The following is an 18,277-nucleotide window of genomic DNA, read 5'->3' as shown; positions in this document are numbered from 1 at the left end:
GGCGGCGTCAGCCGCCGACGATCGAGCCGCCGTTCGGGTGCAGCGTCTGCCCCGTCATGTAGCTCGCGCCTTCCGATGCGAGCAGCACGTAACAGCCGATCAGTTCATCCGGCTGCCCCGGCCGCTTCAGCGGCACGTTCGAGCCGAATTTCGCGACCTGCTCGGCCGTGAATGTCGACGGAATCAGCGGCGTCCAGATCGGTCCCGGCGCAACCGCATTCACGCGGATGTCGCGCTCGGCGAGCTCGATCGACAGCGAGCGCGTAAACGCGACGATCGCGCCCTTCGTCGCCGAATAGTCGGGCAGCTTCGGGCTGCCGTGATAGGCCGTCACCGATGCCGTGTTGACGATCCGCGCGCCGGGCTGCATATGCTTGAGCGCGGCCTGCGTGCAGAAGAACATGCCGTACACGTTGGTGCGGAACGTGCGTTCGAGCTGTTCTTCGCTGACTTCCTCGACGCTCGGCTGCGGATGCTGTTCGCCCGCGTTGTTGACGAGCACGTCGAGCCGGCCGAGCCGCTCGACCGTGCGCGCGACCGCGTCGAACGCCTGCTGCCGGTCGCCGACGTCGCAGGCGATCGCTTCGCAGCGCCGCCCGGCCTGCTCGATCAGTCGCTTCGTATGCGCGGCATCGTCGGACTCCTTCAGGTAGACGATCGCGACGTCCGCCCCTTCCTTCGCGAAACCGATTGCCACCGCGCGCCCGATCCCGCTGTCGCCGCCGGTGACGAGCGCGACCTTGCCCGCGAGCTTGCCGCTGCCGACGTAATCGGCGGCTTCGTCGCGCGGCTTCGGATTCATCTCGCGCTCGGTGCCCGGTTGCTGCGTCTGCTTCTGCGGCGGCGGCGTCTGTGCCGTGGTCATGGGGTTCCTCCTTCAACGACGGTGTGCGCAGCGCGACGCAAGCGCCGTGCCGTGCGCCGTGCGCCCGCGCGGCGCCGACGGCGCGGCCTCGCGCGCGCGGCATTGCAAAATGCGTGCAGAAAATACGCGGCTCAACGCGGGCCCGCGGCGCCAGCCTCGTCGGGACGGCGCACCGGATCGAAATCGCGCCATTCGCCGTTCTGCCAGTCGCCTTCGACGCGCTCGATCGACGTCGCGCCGGTCGCGCGCAGCACGTCTTCGGCCGTCGTCGCGCTGCCCGGCGTCACGCGCGCGGCGAGAATCACGCCCGATTCGGTCTTCGCGAGCGTGCCGCGCCCTTCGGCCTGCTGCCCGCGCATCCGGCCGAGCGCGCCGCCGAACGCGCCGAGATAGGCGCCCGCCAGCGCGCCGGCGACCGGCACGAACCAGTAGCGCAGGCCGATCGCATAGACGATCAGCCCGACGACGAGCCCGATCGCGAGCCCGCGCATCACGCCGACGACCGCGCCGCGGCCGCCGGGCTTCGCCGCCGTGTCGGCGTATACGTCGCCGCCGACCGGAAAGCGCGCATGCTGCCCGCCCGGATTCAGGAAGAAGATCGACACGTCGTCCGGGCCGAATGCGCGCTCGTAAAGGCGGCGCGCGCCGCCTTCCGCTTCCTCGAAGGTCGTGAACCGACCTGCGACGATCATCGCCATTGCTCTGCTCCTCGTGACGGTGCGCCGCGCGCGCGGCCGGCGCGCGGCGGCGCGGCGCTTACATCAGCCGGCCCAGTTCCTTCGAGACCGACGCCGGCGTTTCGTACTCGCGATCGGGGATTTGCTTGAGCATCTCCAGCACGTCCGGATCCGCGTGCGAGCGCTCCGCGCACTCGACGACGTCCGACTTGCTCGCCGGATAGTCGAGCCCCTTCAGCGCCTTCTGCACGTCGATCGGGCTCGGCGGCTTGCCGTGCCCGGTCTGGTGCCCGCCCTTGTCGTGATCCTGCTGCGTGCGCTCGCCTTCGTGCGCACGCGAGTGGCTGTGCTCGTGACCCGTATGTTGTCGGGATGTCATTGCGATGCCTCCTTCGAAAAGTGGAACGAAATCACGCCGCGGCGCGGCGCGACCGCGCGACGGCCGCGAACAGCAGCGCGGCCGCGGTCAGCGCGACGGCGCTCGCGACCTTCGGACGCTGCACGACCGTGTTGTACGCACACGAGCGCAGCACCGGCCCTTCCATGCCTTCGCGCTCGTGCAGCGCATGACGCGACTCGTAGAGCGCGTTGTCGTCGCGCGGCCGCGCCGGCCGCACCGTGCGCTGGCCGCGCGAGAACAGCGTCGCCGCGAGCCGGTCGAACAGCCGCGGCGCGTGATACGCGCTCGCCGACGTGAGCTTCGCGGCGCCGCCGACAAACAGCGTGCGGCGCGGATGCGCGGCCGCAAACAGGATCGCGTCGGCGACGAGTTCGGGGTCGTAGATCGGCGGCGGCAGCTTCGGCTCGACGTTCATGTAGTTCTTCGCGTGCATCACGAACATCGTGTCCATCGCGGCCGGCTTGATCAGCGTGACGGACACCGGCAGCCGGTCCGACTCCAGTTCGAGCCGCAGCGAATCGGTAAAGCCCTTCACCGCGTGCTTCGACGCGACGTATGCGCTTTGCAGCGGCAGCGGCGCGTCGGACGCCTCGCTGCCCATGTTGATGATCGCGCCGCCGCGCAGGTCGTTCTGGCGCCGGAAATGATCGGCCGCGACGAGCGAGCCGTGCACGACGCCCCAATAGTTGGTGTCGAACAGGCGCCGCTGATCCTCGAGCGGCACCGTCGCCGCGGTGCCGAAGATCGACACGCCCGCGTTGTTGACCCAGGTGTCGAAGCCGCCGTACGTCTCGACCGCCTGCGCGGCCGCGCGCTGCAGATCCTCGATGTTCGCGACGTCGCCGGCGACCGGCACCGCGAGGCCGCCGTGCTGGCGGATTTCTTCGCAGAGCGTGTTGAGCGCGTCCGCGTTGCGCGCGAACAGCACGAGCTTCGCGCCGCGCCGTGCCGCCTTGCGCGCCGTCACGAGGCCGATGCCGCTCGTCGCGCCGGTGATCACGATCGTCTGCTCGCCGACCGGTTTGAGCATGCAGTTCATCACTGGACTCCTTCGGCGGTGCCGTCAGTTATTTCGGCCGGATCGTCAACTGGTCGCGCACGCTCTGCACGCCGTCGACCTTCTTGACCGCGTCGACGGCCATCGTGCGCTGCTGTTCGTCCGGCACGCTGCCGGTCAGCATCACGACGCCATGCCGCGTCTTCACGTGGATGTCGCCGCTCGTCAGGCCGCTCGTGCCGACCAGTTCGGCCTTCGCCTTCGTCGTGATCGTCGCGTCGCGGATCTTCGTGCCGGTCGACGAATGCGACGACGACGAAGACGAGGACGACGACGCGCTGTCGTCGCCGGCGGCGTACACGTTCGGCGCGGCGAGCGCGCAAGTGGCGGCGGCGACCGCAATCGCGAGACCGATGCGGCGCGTGCGACGACCGCGAAGTCGCGGAGAACGGGCTTGCAGCGAGTTGAGCTTCATCGTGACCTCCTTTTTGTCACGCCGGGCGAGCCGGCAGGTACGCCACGCCGGCGCAAGCCGCGTGCCGGGCCGCACGCGTGCGCGTCGCGTCCCGTCGAACCGCATTCGGCGTGTGCACGCCGATGATCAGACGCCCTTTCATCCAACGCGTTGTAATTTTTGCGGCGCTCTCCCGTACGCGTGCACGCGCGTAGCAGCGGGCATGACGATTGCCGGAGAAGCTTCGAGGGACGCACCGGCGCGGCCCCGATATCGGGAGCGACACCATGCAAAGAATCGCGTTGATCAGTGAACATGCGTCGCCGCTGGGGGTCATCGGCGGCGTCGATGCAGGCGGGCAGAACATCTATGTCGCGAACGTCGCGAAGCAGCTCGCCGAGCGCGGGCTCGACGTCGACGTGTATACGCGTTGCGACAATGCGCACCTGCCGGAAGTCGTACGGATCGGCACGCGGATGCGCGTGATCCACGTGCCGGCCGGCCCGCCGGTCGACGTGCCGAAGGAAAAGCTGCTGCCGTACATGGGCGCGTTCGCGGACTACATGATCGCGCGCATGCGCCGCGAGCCCGACCCGGTCGACGTGATGCACGCGAACTTCTTCATGTCCGGCGAAGCGGCGCTGCGCGTGAAGAAGCGTCTGGGCATTCCGCTCGTCACGACGTTCCATGCGCTCGGCCGCGTGCGGCGTCTGCATCAGGGTGCGGCCGACGGCTTCCCCGATGCACGCTTCGCGATCGAGGACACGCTCGCGCGCCGCTCGGACCGGCTGATCGCCGAATGCCCGCAGGATGCGCTCGATCTGACCACGCACTACCGCGCCGATGCATCGCGCATCGAGATCGTGCCGTGCGGGTTCGACGCGCGCGAATTCCGGCCGGTGCCGCGCGCGGCCGCGCGTGCGCAGCTCGGCTGGCCCAACGACGCGTTCGTCGTGCTGCAGCTCGGCCGCCTCGTGCCGCGCAAGGGGATCGACAACGTGATCGACGCGCTCGCGCGCATGCCGCGCGACCCGCAGCGGCCGACGCGGCTGTACGTGGTCGGCGGCAGCCAGGCGACGCCCGACCCGGCGAACGATCCGGAACTCGCGCGGCTCGTCGCGCTCGCGCACGACGTCGGCATCGCCGATCGCGTGACGTTCGTCGGCCGGCGCGACCGCGACGCGCTGCACCTCTACTACAGCGCGGCCGACGTGTTCGTGACGACGCCGTGGTACGAGCCGTTCGGCATCACGCCCGTCGAGGCGATGGCCTGCGCGACGCCCGTGATCGGCAGCGACGTCGGCGGGATCCGCACGACGGTCGAGGACGGCAAGACCGGTTATCTCGTGCCGCCGCGCGATCCGGCCGCGCTCGCCGAGCGGCTCGTGCAGTTGCGCGCGCAACCGGATCACTGCGCGGCGCTCGGCCGCGCGGGCTACGAACGCGCGCACCGCTTCTATACGTGGCGCGGCGTCGTCGACCGGCTCGTCGACGTCTATCGCGACGTCGCGCGCGAGCGTGCAGGCACGACGGCCGCCACGTCGCGCCGCACGCCGGTCGCGACGACACCGGCCGTACTGGCCACCCGCAAGGAGAATGCGTGATGAAGGGCTACGATCGAAAACGCGTGCTCGTAACGGGCGGCGCCGGCTTTCTCGGTTCGCATCTCTGCGAGCGTCTCGTGACGGCCGGCCACGACGTGCTGTGCGTCGACAATTTCTACACCGGTGCGAAGGACAACATCGCACATCTGCTCGACGCGCCGAATTTCGAGCTGATGCGTCACGACGTGACGTTTCCGCTCTACGTCGAGGTCGACGAAATCTACAACCTCGCGTGCCCGGCATCGCCCGTGCACTATCAGCGCGACCCGGTGCAGACGACCAAGACGAGCGTGCACGGCGCGATCAACCTGCTCGGGCTCGCCAAGCGCGTGAAGGCGCGCATCCTGCAGGCGTCGACGAGCGAGGTGTACGGCGACCCCGACGTGCATCCGCAGGACGAGCGCTATTGCGGCCGCGTGAATCCGATCGGCATCCGCGCGTGCTACGACGAAGGCAAGCGCTGCGCCGAAACGCTGTTCATGGACTATCACCGGCAGTACGGCGTCGACGTGCGGATCGCGCGGATCTTCAACACCTACGGGCCGCGCATGCACCCGGCCGACGGCCGCGTCGTGTCGAACTTCATCACGCAGGCGCTTGCGGGCGAACCGCTGACCGTCTACGGTGATGGCACGCAGACGCGCTCGTTCTGCTACGTCGACGATATGATCGATGCGCTCGTGCGGCTGATGGACGAGCCGGGCGACGCGTGCGAGCCCGTCAATCTCGGCAGCGACGACGAGATCGCGATGATCGACGTCGCGCGCGAAGTCGTGCGCGTGGTGGGCGCGACGGTGCCGATCGAGTTTCGTCCGCTGCCGGCCGACGATCCGCGCCAGCGCCGGCCGAATCTCGACGCGGCGCGCAAGCGGCTCGGCTGGCGCGCGACGACGCCGTTCGCGAGCGGGCTCGCGCATACCGCGCGCTATTTCATCCATCGGCAAGCCGCGCACCATGCACCGGGCGATCTCGTGCGCAGCACGCAGATCGCGTCGCACATGCTCGCGCAGATCGGCACGCGCAACCGCGCGGCGCCGACGTCTTGAGCGCGGCGCGCGCGTCGGCTCAGTCGTCGCGGCTCGTCACGCGCGCGATCTCGCGCGCGAGATCGCCGACGTCGACCGGCTTGCAGAGATAGCCGTCGAAGCCGGCCGCGCGCGCGCGCCGCTCGTCGGCGAGCCCCGCGTGCGCGGTCACTGCGACGACGCGTGGGTTGCAGGCGTCGTCGCCTTCGGCCGCGCGCCGGCGGATCGCGTCGAGCAGCCAGAAGCCGTCGCCGTCCGACATCGCGAGATCCGACAGCACGACGGTCGGCCGCATCTGCGCGGCGATCGTCACGGCCTGATGGCCCGACGATGCGACCGCGACTTCGGCGCCGAGCGTGCGCAGCGCGGCGGTCAGGCTCGCGCGCGTCGTCGCGTCGTCATCGACGATCAGAATCCGCTGCGTGTCGAGGCCGAGCCGTTCGCGCTCGACGATCGTCTGCGCCATGCCCCAGGCCATCGCGCCGATCGGCTGCCAGCCGGCCGGCAGCTTCACGGTGAAGGTCGTGCCGCGATTGCGCCCCGCGCTGTCGACGACGACCGTGCCGCCGTGCAGCTGCACGATATGCCGCACGATCGACAGGCCGAGCCCGAGGCCGCGCCGCGACGAGGCCGGCGAATCGTCCGCGCGCCGGAACATGTCGAACACGTGCGGCACGAACTCCGGTGCGATGCCCTGCCCCGTGTCGGTCACGGTCAGCACGGCATGCGTGTCGTCGTGCGCGACGCTCACCGTGACGTCGCCGCCGGCCGGCGTGAATTTCAGCGCGTTCGATACGAGGTTCGACAGCATCTGCCGCAGCCGCTCGGCGTCGCCCGAGACGATGCAGGTCGCGACGCGCGACTCGAATTCGAGCGCGATGCCGGCGCTCGATGCCGCCGTCTGGAACGCGGCGACGACATCGGCGAACAGCCGCACGACGTCGACCGGCATCGTGTCGAGCCGCAGCTTGCCCGTGGACAGCGACGACGCATCGAGGATGTCGCCGACCATGCGCGTGAGCGAGCGCGCGCTGCGGTCGATCGCGTCGATCGCCTGCACGCGCAGCGCGTCGTCGCCCGAGTTGCGCAACACCTCGATCCAGCCGTAGATCACGTTCAGCGGCGTGCGCAGCTCGTGCGACACGGTCGCGAGCAATTCATCCTTCAGACGATTCGACGTCGCGGCCTGCTCGCCCGCGTCGCGCGCGCTGCGCAGCGAGCGTTGCGTGCGCCGGTCCTGACGGCGCTGGGCGCCGGTCTCGCGCAGCGTGATCGACAGCGCGACGCCGTCGCGTGCCTCGCCGCGCACGGGCCGCGCGGCGACCGTCGCACGGAATCGTCCGCCGTCGCGTCGCACGCAGAGCAGGTCGACCGGTCCGACGATTTCGCGCAGGTGGTCGAAGGTCTGCACGAGCGGATGACGCTTGAGCCAGCGCATCGCGATCAGCGAGTCGAAACGGCGGCCGTACGCCGCTTCTTCGTCGTAGCCGAAGATGCGCTGCGCGGCCGGATTCCAGCTGACGATACGCGCGTCGCGGTCGATCCCGATGAGCGCGTCGGGCGACGCGTCGACGACCGCACGCCGGACCTGCGCGGCGTCCGCCCGCGCGCGGTCCGCGCTCGCGTCGCGCAGCAGCAGCACTGCGCCGTCGACGTTGCCGTCCGCATCGGCGATCGGCGCGGCCGTCTCCGCGACCGGCACGGGCTCGCCGCCGGCCGCGCGCAGCCAGTGGCGCTCGCAGGTCGTGCGCGTGCCGCCGAGCGCATGTTCGACCGCCGAGGTCTGCACCCGCCGTCCGTCGCGATCGGTCAGCTGCAGCACGTCGCGCAGCGCGCGGCCGGCCGCGTCGTCGGGGCGGCAGCCGAGCAATGCGGCCGCCGCCGCGTTCACGTAGGTCAGCCGCCCGTTCGTATCGGCGGCGATCACGCCGTCCGGCAGCGCATTCAGCAGCGCCTCGAACTGTGCGCGCCCGGCGGCTTCGCGGCGTCGCGCGCGCTCGTTCGTCACGCGCGCATGGCGCACCGCCGCGACGACAGCGCACGCGAGCACGCCGATCAGCGCGAATTCGCCGAGCCGCACGAGCCGCTCCGAGAGCGACATCGCGTACGCGGCCGGATCGGACAGGAACAGCGTCCACACGAGCACGCTGCTCGCGAGCGTCGCGATCAGGCCGAACAGGAACGACGTTGCCCAGGCGATCGCCGCGAGCAACGGGTAGTACACCGCGAGCGGCATGTTGGCGCCGCCGAAGCGAATCGCGAGTGCCTGCAGCACCGTCGCGATCGCGACGAACATCACGGCCGTCGCGCAATTTCCGGCATGCGTGCGCATCTTTTCACTCATCGGCTGCGCTCCCGGCGTGTCGCCCGGCCGTCGTGGCGCGGCGCCGGTGCGGGCATGCCGCGTGCTTGCCGATGCGCACCGCGGACGCTGCCGCATACGATGGAGTCCCCTCTGCCATGACTGCTCCCACTCGCTGGCTCGTTGTTTCGCCGCATCTCGACGACGCGGTGTTCAGTTGCGGGCAACTGCTCGCGCAGGCACCCGGGTCGGTCGTCGTCACGGTGTTCGCCGGCATTCCGCCGGCCGGGACCGTCGCGCCGCCCTGGGATCGGCGCGCCGGCTTTCGCAGCGCGGACGAAGCGATGCGCGCGCGCCGCGAGGAAGATCGCCGCGCGCTGTCGATCCTCGATGCGCGGCCGGTATGGCTCGACTTCTTCGACGACCAGTACGGCACGCCGGCCGCGCCGTCGGCCATTGCCGCGCGCGTGGCCGCCGCGATCGCCGAGCATCCCGGCTACGGCGTGCTCGCGCCGGCCGGCCTGTTCCATCGCGACCATCTGCAGGTGCAGCAGGCGATGCTGATGCTGCTGCGCGACGATGATACGGCGCGCGTGTGGCGTTTCTACGAAGACGTGCCGTATCGGCGCATCGAGGGGCTGATGGCGAAACGCGTGGTCGGCTGGCGCGAGCACGGCTGGATCGCGCGGCCGGTCGGCGCGCCGGCCGGCGAGGGCACGGGTGGCCGCGACGCGAAGGCGCGCGCGGTCGAAGCGTACGCGAGTCAGATCGCGCTGTTCGAGCCGCATATGCTCGCGGACCTCCGCAAACCGGAAATGTACTGGCAGCTCGAATGCGACGTCACGTACGCGTAACGCCCGCGCGCGTCGCGCTGACGCCGCACGAGCCGCGCGTGACCGCGGTCGTGCTCACGTACCGGCGCCCCGACGAGCTCGCGCGCACGCTCGCGCGGCTCACCGCGCTGCCGGACCGGCCCGCGATCGTCGTCGTCGACAACGCGGCCGATGCGGCGACGGCCGCACTCGTGCATGCGCGCTTTCCGCACGCGGCGCTCGTCGCGGCGCCCGGCAATCCGGGCGCGGCCGGCCGCAATCTCGGCGTCGCGGTCGCGCGCACGCCTTACGTCGCGTTCTGCGACGACGACACGTGGTGGGCGGCCGGCTCGCTGCGCGACGCGGCCGATCTGCTCGACGCGTATCCGCACGTGGCCGCGCTCACGGCGCGCGTGCTGGTCGGCCCGGACGAGCGCGAGGACCCGACCTGCGGCGTGATGGCCGCGAGCCCGCTCGAGGCGCCGGTGCCGCTGCCCGGCCGCCCGATCCTCGGGCTGCTGGCCGGCGCGACGATGTTCCGGCGCGATGCGTTCGTGCGCGCGGGCGGCTATCATCCGCGCTATTTTCTCGGCGGCGAGGAAGCGTTGCTCGCGCTGGACCTCTGCGCTGCCGGCGACTGGCTCGTGTACGTGCCGACCTTGACCGTCCACCACTATCCGTCGACGGCGCGCGATGCGCGCACGCGCGCGAGCGTCGCCGCGCGCAACGACGCGTGGACCGCGTGGCTGCGCTGGCCGGCCGGCGCGGCGCTCGTGCATACGGTGCGGATGCTGCCGCGGCTGCGGCGCGAGCGCGGGCTCGTGCGGGCGTTCGCGGGCTTGCCGTGGATCCTGCGCGAGCGGCGCGCGATCGCGCCGCACGTCGAACGGATGCGTCGCCTGATCGCCGCCGACGACGCGCGGCGCAACGCGCGCGCGCGTGCGTAGACGGGCTCGCGGCGGCATCAGGAATCCGACTTGTCCGATTCGTTCTCGAGCTGCGCGAGCCGGTTGTAGATCGTCTTCAGACTCACGTCGAGCACTTCGGCGGCCTGCGCCTTCACGCCGCCGCACTGCGCGATCGTGCCGAGGATCAGCTTGCGGTCGACTTCCTCGAGCGGCGTGCCGAACGGCACCGTCACGCGATCTTCATGCGAATCGACCATGCTCGAGAGTTCGTCCATGATGGGCGGCGGCAAGGTCTCGATCACGTCGACGTCGCTGAAGATGCTCGCGCGCTGCACGAAGTTGCGCAGCTCGCGCACGTTGCCGGGCCACGCGTACGTCTTCAGCGCCTCGCGGGCGGCCGGCGCGAAGCGCAGGTTGCGGCCGCTTTCCTCGTTGTAGCGCTGCAGGAACGCGTCGGCGAGCATCGGGATGTCGTCGCCGCGCTCGCGCAGCGACGGCAGCGGAATCGGGAACACGTTGATGCGGTGATAGAGGTCGGGACGCAGCTTGCCGTCGGCCATCGCGGCTTCCGGGTCGCGGTTCGTCGCCGCGACGATGCGCACGTCGACGTCGATCTCGCGCGTCGAGCCGAGCCGCGTGAGGCGCCCCGTCTCGAGCACGCGCAGCAGCTTGACCTGCGATTCGAGCGGCATCTCGGTGATTTCGTCGAGGAACAGCGTGCCGCCGTCCGCGCGCTCGAAAAAGCCCTTGTGCTGCCGCTCGGCGCCGGTGAAGCTGCCGCGGTCGTGGCCGAACATTTCGCTCTCGACGAGATTCGCGGCGATCGCGCCGCAGTTGATCGCGAGGAACGGGCCGCGCCGGCGCAGGCTCAGATCGTGGATCGTCTGCGCGGCCAGTTCCTTGCCGGTGCCGGATTCGCCGGTCAGCAGCACCGACGCCTCGGTGCGCGCGACGCGGCCGATCGCGTCGTAGACGGCCTGCATCGCCGGCGAGCTGCCGAGCATGCGGCCGAAGCGGCCGAGCCGCTGCAGCTCGGAACGTAGCTCCGCGATTTCTTCATGCAGCGCGGTCGTGCGCGGCACGCGCGCGAAGATGCTGTTCAGCCGCTGCATGTTCAGCGGCTTCACGAGATAGTCGGTCGCACCGCGCCGCAAGGCGTCGATCGCGGTTTCGAGGCTCGCATGACCGGTGGTCAGCACCATCTCGCAGTGCGCGCGTTTCGGTAATGCATCGAACAGATCCATACCGTTGCCGTCCGGCAGCACGAGATCGCACAGCACGAGATCGGGGGTATGCGTCGCGACGAGCGTACGCGCTTCTTCGAGCGTCGCGGCCGTGTCGCACGTGAGCTGCTGCGAGCGCGCGAGCGTCGCGAGCATCGTGCGCGTATCGGCATCGTCTTCGACGATCAGAACGTAAGGCATCTGGGCTCCTTGTGGTGCGGCCCGGCACGCGAGCGGCCGGAACCGCGGCGAGTAGGCAGCGCGTCGACCGCCGGGGCACTCGGCGGCGCATCACGCGGTGCGCGTCATCGGGGCAGACAAGCAGTCCTGCCATCAGTAACAGTGTTTAGCAGTATAGAAGAAGCATGTCTTGCGTGCTCGCTTCATCGATTAAATCTATCCGTGTCGCACGCGCGGATTGCGATATTCAATGCCTCGCAAACGATATCGACGATATGCTCTGTGCACGAACAAGCGACGCACACCGCGTCGTTTTTTCCTTTCTGCCGTGACGTATTCGGTCAAAACTTCCCACTCCGATATCAGACCATGTCGAAATCCGACGATGACGGCACGCGGCTGTTCGGCCGCTCGCGCTCGATCCAGACCCTGATGCTGAAGGTGTCGCGCGTCGCCACCACGCGCGCAAGCGTATTGATCGTGGGGGAAAGCGGCGCGGGCAAGGACATTGTCGCGCGGCTGCTGCACGACATGAGCCCGCGTCGGCGCGGGCCGTTCGTGCCGGTCAATTGCGGCGCGATTCCCGGCGATATCGCCGAGTCGCAATTGTTCGGCCACGAGAAAGGCAGCTTCACCGGCGCGGTCGCGCAGCACGTCGGCATGTTCGAGGCCGCGCGCGGCGGCACGCTGTTTCTCGACGAGATCGCCGAGATGCCGCTCGAGCTGCAGGTCAAGCTGCTGCGCACGCTCGAGTCGAACACGATCATGCGCGTCGGCGGCCACGAAGCGATTCCGATCGACGTGCGCATCGTCGCGGCCACCCATCACGATCCGGTCGAAGCGGTGCGCAGCGGGCGCCTGCGCGAAGACCTGTTCTACCGCATCGCGACGGTCGCGCTGCACGTGCCCGCGCTGCGCCAGCGCGAAGACGACGTCGGCGAGATCGCATTGCAGATCGTCGAGCGGCTGAACACGCGCCATCGCACGCGCAAGCGGCTGTCGACGCAGGCGATGAAGGCGCTGCGCGCCTACACGTGGCCCGGCAACGTGCGCGAACTGCGCAATGCGGTCGAGCGCGCGTTCATTCTCGCGGACGAGCAGATCGACCTGCAGCTGCCGCGCCGCCAGCCGCCGCGCGAGGAAGTGCGCCACAACGCGATGACGCTGCATATCGGCACGACGCTCGCGCATACGCAGCAGCGCTTCATCGTCGCGTCGCTGCGGCATTTCAACGGCGACAAGCCGCGCACGGCGAAGGCGCTCGGCATCAGCCTGAAGACGCTGTACAACCGCCTCGCGCTGCTGCCCGAGCACGAGCGCAATCTCGTCGCGAACCTGTCGGGCGGCACCGGCAACGCAGGCGGCGGTTCGGGAAGCGGCACGAACCCGACGACGAACGCGTCGAGCCAGTGAGCGAGCGGGCGGGCCGCCGTCGCGCGGCCCGCACCGATGGCGCTACGCCGCGACTTCGGTCAGCGCCGCGTCCCAGTCGCGCACGAAGCGCTCGATGCCGAAGCGCTCGCGCGCGTCGCGGCGCGCCGCTTCGCCCCATGCGCGCGCGAGGTCCGCATCGCGGATCAGCATCCGCATCGCTTCGATCAGCACCGCCGGGCGCGTGTCGGCCGCGCCGTTCACGCCGGTCTTCACGAGCTGCGCCATCTCGGTCGTCGCGAGCGCGACGATCGGCAGGCCGATCATCATCGCCTCGATCACCGCGAGCCCGAGGCTCGTATAGCGGATCGGATTGAAAAAGAACCGGTAGTGCGACAGGAAATGCGGCAGCGCCGGATTCGGCACTTCGCCGATGCCGCCGAGCTCGCTCGAGCCCATCCCGACCAGGTCGAGCGGCACGCTGCGGCGCACCTGCTCGAACACGTCCACGCCGAGACGGCGGCCGCGGCGCGCGAGGTTGTTCACGACCGACACGCCCTTCGGCAGCGTGCCGTGATAGGCGACGTTGTCGGGCACGAGCACGCCGTGCTCGATCACGCGCGTCGGCGTGATGCCGTTGTCCCACATCAGCGCGTTGAACGGCGTCACGTGCACGAGCATCACGTTCGGGTCCTGCACGGGGTGCAGCGTGTCGGTCGGATGCTCGCGCGGCGGATCGTGCTCGACGAACAGCGTCGGCAATGCGCGCTGCGCGTCGCTCAGCAGATGCAGCCGGTCGTGCTGGTAGTGGCTGTGATGCTGATACAGCACGCAGTCGAACGCGGTATCGCGCACACATTCGACCGGCACCTCGTGCACGTTGTCGCCCCACGGCAGATGGCCGACGCGGCCCGCGTAACCGGGCGGATGCTGCGGTTTCGTCACGATGAAGAAATCGTGCGGCGCCTGCGACAGGTAGTACAGGTAGTTGCCGTGCACGTGCCAGGTCAGCACGCGCAAACGCTTACGTGACATGACGTCTCTCCTCCGCGAGCAGCGCGCTCGCCTGATCGATCACGTCGTCGACGCCGATCGCCACTGCACACTCGTGCTCGTACGGGCACGCGTCGTACATGCAGGGCCGGCATGACGGATAGTTCGCGAGCACGCGGTGGCGCTCGCCGTCGAGCGGCGCCCAGCGTGCGGTGTCGCTGCCGCACGCGACGACGACGCTCGGCGTGCCGAGCGCGGCCGCGACGTGCGACACGCCGGTGTCGTTGCAGAGCAGCAGGCGCGCGCGGCCGATCAGCGCGGCCAGCGCGCCGAGCGGCGTGCGGCCGCACAGATTCACGCACGGCCGCCCGAGCTGTTCGGCGAACGCGCCGGCGAGCGCGATCTCCGCGCGCGTGCCGGTCAGCACGATCTGCCAGCCGTCGTCCGCGAGCCGCCGCGCGGCGTTCGCGAAACGCTCGACCGGCCAGCGGCGCGACGCCATCCGCGCGCCGGGGTGCACGATCACGTAGCGGCCGGCTTCGAGCGCGTATTCGTCGCAGAGCACGTGCCACAGCGCGTAGTCGAGCCCGCCGAGCGGAAATTCGAGGTAGTCGCCCCAGTCGGGATAGCCGAGCGCGCGCATCAGCCGCAGATAGCGCGTGACTTCCGGCTCCTCGTCGCGCCAGACGATCGAGCAGTCGAGCGCGGCCGCGTCGCCGTCGGCCGGCATGAAGCCCGCGGTGCGCGCGGCGCCGAGCGACGCGACGATCGCGTTGGTCCGCGCGCCGCTGCCGTGCAGCTGGATCGCGAGATCGAACTCGCGCGCGCGGCACTTGGCGAGGAACGCGTCGCGCGCGGCAGCGTCCGGTTCCGCCTGCTCGCCGAGTCCCGGCGCGCCGGGAAACGCGATGAAGTCGTTGATGTAGTCGCCGAAGCGCGACGCGAATTCGCGCGCCCACGGCAGCCCGATCAGCGTGATATGCGCATCGGGCGCGCCGCGGCGCAGCGCGCGCAGCGCCGGCACCGCGCACAGCATGTCGCCGAGCTGCAGCGCGCGGAACACGGCGATCGTGCGCGGGGCCGGCGGGGAGGACGTGTCGAGCGTCATAGGAAGAACACCCGGAAGTGAAGTGCGCCGCGGATGCGCCAGTACAGCGACACCGGCGGAATCGCGATCGACGTGACGATCATCTCGGCGACGTGCGACGGCGTGAGCGCCGTGCCGCGCAGCCGCTTGCAGCAGAACCACGCGGTGATCGCGGCCCAGATGCCGGCGAACACCGCGCCGGCCGCGTTCCAGCGCGCGACGAAGCAGACGATCGCCGCGAGTGCCGCGAACACCGCGCCGTAGTAGTGCCACGGCGGCACCGGCCGGATATGGCGCCGGTACGTCGTGCGATGCTTCTTGTACAGCAGCGCGTCGAAATACACCTTCGACTGCTGGCCGATGCTCGCGCCCCAGCGCGCGGGCCGCACGGGATGCACGATGCGCGCGTCCTCGACGTCGACGATCGGGCCCGCATGCTCGCGCAGCGCGAACATCAGGTCCGCGTCCTCGCGCCACGCGCGCGTGAAGCGCTCGTCGAAGCCGCCGACGCGTTCGAGCGCGGCGCGCCGCACGAAGCAGTTCGCGGTCGCGAATTCGGCATGTGCGAGCCCCGCCGCGTCGCGTTCGTAGTCGGTCGGCCGCGGCCGCAGCGGCACCTCGATGCGCCCTGCCGCCGCGGCCGCGGACGGCTCCGCGAGCAGCGCGGCCGCGCCGTGGCGCAGCCAGGTCGGGTCCGGAATCGTGTCGTCGTCGGTGAACGCGATCAGCGCGCCGCGCGCGCTGCGCCAGCCGACGTTGCGTGCGCCGGCCGGCCCCTGCGTGTCGGGCGCGCTCAGGTAGCGGATCGCCGGCACGTCGGTCATGCGCGCGCGGCAGGCGTCGACCACCGGCCGCGCGCTGCCGGCCGGATCGTCGTCGACGACGATGATCTCGTAGGTCGTCGGATCGAACACCTGCACGCACAGTGCGTCGAGACAGCGTTCGAGCAGATCGGGCCGCCGGTAGGTCGGCACGACGACGGACACGACCGGCGGCAGCTGCGTGTCGCGCATGTTCATCGCGGCTTCTCCATCAGGAACGAACCGATCACGAGCGCGTCGAGCGGCGAGGTCCAGAAGCATTCGATCGCGTCGCGCGGCGTGCAGACGATCGGCTCGCCGCGCGTGTTGAACGACGTGTTGACGAGCACCGGCACGCCGGTCAGCGCGTCGAACTCGGTCAGCAGCGCATGCAGCAGCGGGTTCTGCTGCGGCCCGACCGTCTGCACGCGCGCGGTGCCGTCGATATGGCGCACGGCCGGAATCCGCTCCGCGCGCTCGGGCCGCACGTCGTAGACGAACAGCATGAACGGCGCATGCAGCGGCTCGCGCCGGCCGCCCGAGAACCACTCGTGCGCCTTGCTTTCGAGCGCGACCGGCGCGACCGGCCGGAAATCCTCGCGATCCTTGATCCGGTTCAGCTTGCGCTGCATGTCGGGATCGATCGGCGACGCGAGGATCGAACGCGCGCCGAGCGCGCGCGGGCCGAACTCCATGCGGCCCTGGAACCAGCCGATCACGCGGTTCTGCGCGAGCAGCGCGGCCGTTTGCGCGGCGACGTCGTTCAGCCGCCGATACGGCAGCTGCGCTTCGCGGATGAACGCCTCGATCGCGTCGTCCTCGAACGACGGGCCGAGATACGCGTGATCCATGCGCCAGTCGCCGCGCGCGCCGCGCTCGCGGAAGTCGGTCCACAGCGCGGCGCCGAGCGCCGTGCCGGCGTCGCCGGCCGCGGGCTGCACCCATACGTCGTCGAACGGGCCGCGATCGCGGATGCGTGCATTCATCACGCAGTTCAGCGCGACGCCGCCCGCCATCGCGAGCTGTTTCTCGCCGGTTTCGGCCGCGAGCCATTCGACCGCGCGCAGCGTCGTTTCCTCGAGCACGAGCTGCAGCGCGTGCGCGATGTCGCAATGGTTCGGCGTGATCGGCCCGCCGCGCTCGCGCGCGGGGCCGAACAGCGCGACCAGATCCGCCTCGTCGACGTCGTACCGGCCGTCGCCGCGATAGCGCACGAGCTGGCGCATCTGATCGGCGTAGATCGGCTTGCCGTACGACGCGAGCGCCATCACCTTGTACTCGTCGGACGAATGCAGGAAGCCGAGGTAGCGCGTGACGCGCTCGTACAGCAGCCCGAGCGAATGCGGCAGGTCGACCTGCGCGATGCGCCGGTACGTGCGTCCGTCGAACACGCCGTAGCTCGTCGTCGCGCGCTCGCCGCGGCCGTCCATCGTCATCACCGCGCAGCGCTCGTACGGCGCCGCGAGAAACGCGCTCGCCTCGTGCGCGAGATGGTGTTCGACGAAATGCCAGCGGAACGGCCCGTCGTGCGTGACGCCGCGAAAGCGCCGCTGCAGATGGTGCGGCGCGCCGTCCGCGAGCTGGCGCGGCGCGTTGACGATCGACGACAGGAACAGCGGATGCCACGGCGACTCGCCGCCCGGCGGCCGCGCGTGCGCGGACGGTTCGAGCGGCAGCGTCAGCGACGGCTGTCCGGCGTGGCGATCGAGTTCGAGCCACGGATCGTACGAATACGCGACGTGCTGCACGTCCGCGAGCGCGATGCCCGCTTCCGCGAGACAGTAGTCGATCGCGTGATACGGCAATTCCCAGGTCGAAAACGGCACCGGCCGTTTCGCATGCTTCACGTGCGTGAAGCGTTCTTCCTCGGCCGCGGCGACGACCACGCCGTCGCGCACGAGGCACGCGGCGCTGTCGTGAAAGGCGGCGTTGATGCCGAGCGTATAGATCGGTTCGGGCATGCGTCAGCTCCTGGTGATGACGTGCGCGAAAGGGATCACGTTCGATGCGCCGGCTGCGCTGCCGGCGAGCGACGTGTCGGACGCGGCGGCCGCGCGGGCACCCGCGTGCCGCGCACCGCGCGCGTTGCCGCGCAGCAGCGCGTGCGCGGCATCGACGACATCGTCGACGCGCACGCCGCGCAGGCACGGATGTCCCGGCTGTTCGCACACGCTGCGATAGCAGTTGCGGCACGGCACGTCGACGTTCAGCACGCGATGCGGAACGCGCCACGGCGTGTGCTGCGGATTGGTCAGCGCGTAGAGATCGACGACGGGCGTGCCGAGCGCGGCCGCGAGATGCGCGGGGCCGCTGTTGTTCGACAGCAGCAGGTCGGCCGTCTCGATCAGCGCGCCGAGCTCGCCGAGCGGCAGCGTGCCGGCGAGCGGCAGCGCGCGCGGGCCGACCCGCTCGCACACCGCATCGACGAGCGCGCGTTCGCCGCTGCCGCCCGTCACCGCGACGCCGTCGAACTAGATCGGAAGAGCACACGTCTGAACTCCAGTCACTCCAATTGATCTCGTATGCCGTCTTCTGCTTGAAAAAAAAAAAAAAAAAAAAAAAAAAAATAAAAAAAAAAA

Annotated in this window: 16 protein-coding genes and 1 pseudogene; 5 read left to right on the top strand and 12 right to left on the bottom strand. The window is 70.1% G+C overall.

What is annotated here, in order from left to right; genetic code table 11:
* Window positions 1–7: 7 nt before the first annotated feature.
* From BST28156_RS22975 to BST28156_RS22955, 5 genes are all read right to left on the bottom strand, one after another.
* On the bottom strand, window positions 8–865 hold the full coding sequence (locus tag BST28156_RS22975; protein WP_012217881.1) for an SDR family oxidoreductase: 858 nt from the start codon (window positions 863–865) through the stop codon (window positions 8–10).
* Window positions 866–996: 131 nt separating this feature from the next.
* The gene (locus BST28156_RS22970) at window positions 997–1,563 is read right to left on the bottom strand and encodes a hypothetical protein (RefSeq protein ID WP_006398917.1); all 567 of its coding nucleotides are present in this window, start codon (window positions 1,561–1,563) and stop codon (window positions 997–999) included.
* A 58-nt stretch (window positions 1,564–1,621) separates the two neighbouring features.
* A complete protein-coding gene (locus BST28156_RS22965; RefSeq protein WP_006398916.1) occupies window positions 1,622–1,921 on the bottom strand; it encodes a DUF2795 domain-containing protein in 300 nt (99 codons plus the stop codon).
* 31 nt (window positions 1,922–1,952) lie between these two features.
* The gene (locus tag BST28156_RS22960; protein ID WP_006398915.1) at window positions 1,953–2,981 is read right to left on the bottom strand and encodes an SDR family oxidoreductase; all 1,029 of its coding nucleotides are present in this window, start codon (window positions 2,979–2,981) and stop codon (window positions 1,953–1,955) included.
* A gap of 28 nt (window positions 2,982–3,009) precedes the next feature.
* Window positions 3,010–3,414, bottom strand: a complete 405-nt coding sequence (locus BST28156_RS22955; protein ID WP_006407426.1) for a BON domain-containing protein — start codon at window positions 3,412–3,414, stop codon at window positions 3,010–3,012.
* A 266-nt stretch (window positions 3,415–3,680) separates the two neighbouring features.
* On the opposite strand from BST28156_RS22955, the gene BST28156_RS22950 reads away from it, so the two are divergent.
* Together BST28156_RS22950 and BST28156_RS22945 are read left to right on the top strand one after the other, a co-directional pair.
* Window positions 3,681–4,997, top strand: a complete 1,317-nt coding sequence (locus BST28156_RS22950) for a glycosyltransferase family 4 protein (protein WP_012217880.1) — start codon at window positions 3,681–3,683, stop codon at window positions 4,995–4,997.
* On the top strand, window positions 4,997–6,043 hold the full coding sequence (locus BST28156_RS22945; RefSeq protein WP_006398911.1) for a UDP-glucuronic acid decarboxylase family protein: 1,047 nt from the start codon (window positions 4,997–4,999) through the stop codon (window positions 6,041–6,043). The genes BST28156_RS22950 and BST28156_RS22945 overlap by 1 nt, the downstream gene beginning before the upstream one ends.
* A 19-nt stretch (window positions 6,044–6,062) precedes the next feature.
* On the opposite strand, the gene BST28156_RS22940 is transcribed toward BST28156_RS22945, so the two are convergent.
* Window positions 6,063–8,366: a hybrid sensor histidine kinase/response regulator gene (locus BST28156_RS22940; protein WP_012464948.1), complete on the bottom strand. Its 2,304-nt coding sequence runs from the start codon at window positions 8,364–8,366 to the stop codon at window positions 6,063–6,065.
* Between the two features lie 116 nt (window positions 8,367–8,482).
* Here BST28156_RS22940 and BST28156_RS22935 point away from each other — a divergent pair, with 116 nt between their 5' ends.
* Window positions 8,483–9,178 carry a PIG-L family deacetylase gene (locus BST28156_RS22935; protein WP_012217878.1) on the top strand — a complete coding sequence of 232 codons (696 nt, stop codon included), beginning with the start codon at window positions 8,483–8,485 and terminating at the stop codon, window positions 9,176–9,178.
* A complete protein-coding gene (locus BST28156_RS22930) occupies window positions 9,157–10,083 on the top strand; it encodes a glycosyltransferase family 2 protein (RefSeq protein WP_012217877.1) in 927 nt (308 codons plus the stop codon). The genes BST28156_RS22935 and BST28156_RS22930 overlap by 22 nt, the downstream gene beginning before the upstream one ends.
* Before the next feature lie 17 nt (window positions 10,084–10,100).
* Here the strand turns inward: BST28156_RS22930 and BST28156_RS22925 are convergent, their stop codons facing one another.
* Window positions 10,101–11,468, bottom strand: a complete 1,368-nt coding sequence (locus BST28156_RS22925) for a sigma-54-dependent transcriptional regulator (RefSeq protein WP_006398906.1) — start codon at window positions 11,466–11,468, stop codon at window positions 10,101–10,103.
* Window positions 11,469–11,816: 348 nt separating this feature from the next.
* Here BST28156_RS22925 and BST28156_RS22920 point away from each other — a divergent pair, with 348 nt between their 5' ends.
* On the top strand, window positions 11,817–12,860 hold the full coding sequence (locus BST28156_RS22920; protein WP_012217876.1) for a sigma-54 interaction domain-containing protein: 1,044 nt from the start codon (window positions 11,817–11,819) through the stop codon (window positions 12,858–12,860).
* 42 nt (window positions 12,861–12,902) lie between these two features.
* On the opposite strand, the gene BST28156_RS22915 is transcribed toward BST28156_RS22920, so the two are convergent.
* From BST28156_RS22915 to BST28156_RS22895, 5 genes and pseudogenes are all read right to left on the bottom strand, one after another.
* Window positions 12,903–13,853 (bottom strand): glycosyltransferase, encoded by a 951-nt coding sequence (locus BST28156_RS22915; RefSeq protein ID WP_012217875.1) that lies wholly within the window; start codon window positions 13,851–13,853, stop codon window positions 12,903–12,905.
* Window positions 13,843–14,919, bottom strand: a complete 1,077-nt coding sequence (locus BST28156_RS22910; RefSeq protein ID WP_012217874.1) for a glycosyltransferase family 9 protein — start codon at window positions 14,917–14,919, stop codon at window positions 13,843–13,845. The genes BST28156_RS22915 and BST28156_RS22910 overlap by 11 nt, the downstream gene beginning before the upstream one ends.
* A complete protein-coding gene (locus tag BST28156_RS22905) occupies window positions 14,916–15,917 on the bottom strand; it encodes a glycosyltransferase family 2 protein (RefSeq protein ID WP_012217873.1) in 1,002 nt (333 codons plus the stop codon). The genes BST28156_RS22910 and BST28156_RS22905 overlap by 4 nt, the downstream gene beginning before the upstream one ends.
* Entirely contained in the window at window positions 15,914–17,659 is a 1,746-nt protein-coding gene (locus BST28156_RS22900) for a carbamoyltransferase family protein (protein ID WP_012217872.1), read from the bottom strand. The genes BST28156_RS22905 and BST28156_RS22900 overlap by 4 nt, the downstream gene beginning before the upstream one ends.
* Before the next feature lie 143 nt (window positions 17,660–17,802).
* Window positions 17,803–18,169: pseudogene (locus BST28156_RS22895) on the bottom strand (glycosyltransferase family 9 protein); the annotation flags it as partial.
* Window positions 18,170–18,277: the final 108 nt, after the last annotated feature.

This window comes from Burkholderia pseudomultivorans, from assembly GCF_902499075.1.
GTDB lineage: Bacteria > Pseudomonadota > Gammaproteobacteria > Burkholderiales > Burkholderiaceae > Burkholderia > Burkholderia pseudomultivorans.
This window is presented reverse-complemented; position numbering and strand designations above follow the sequence as displayed.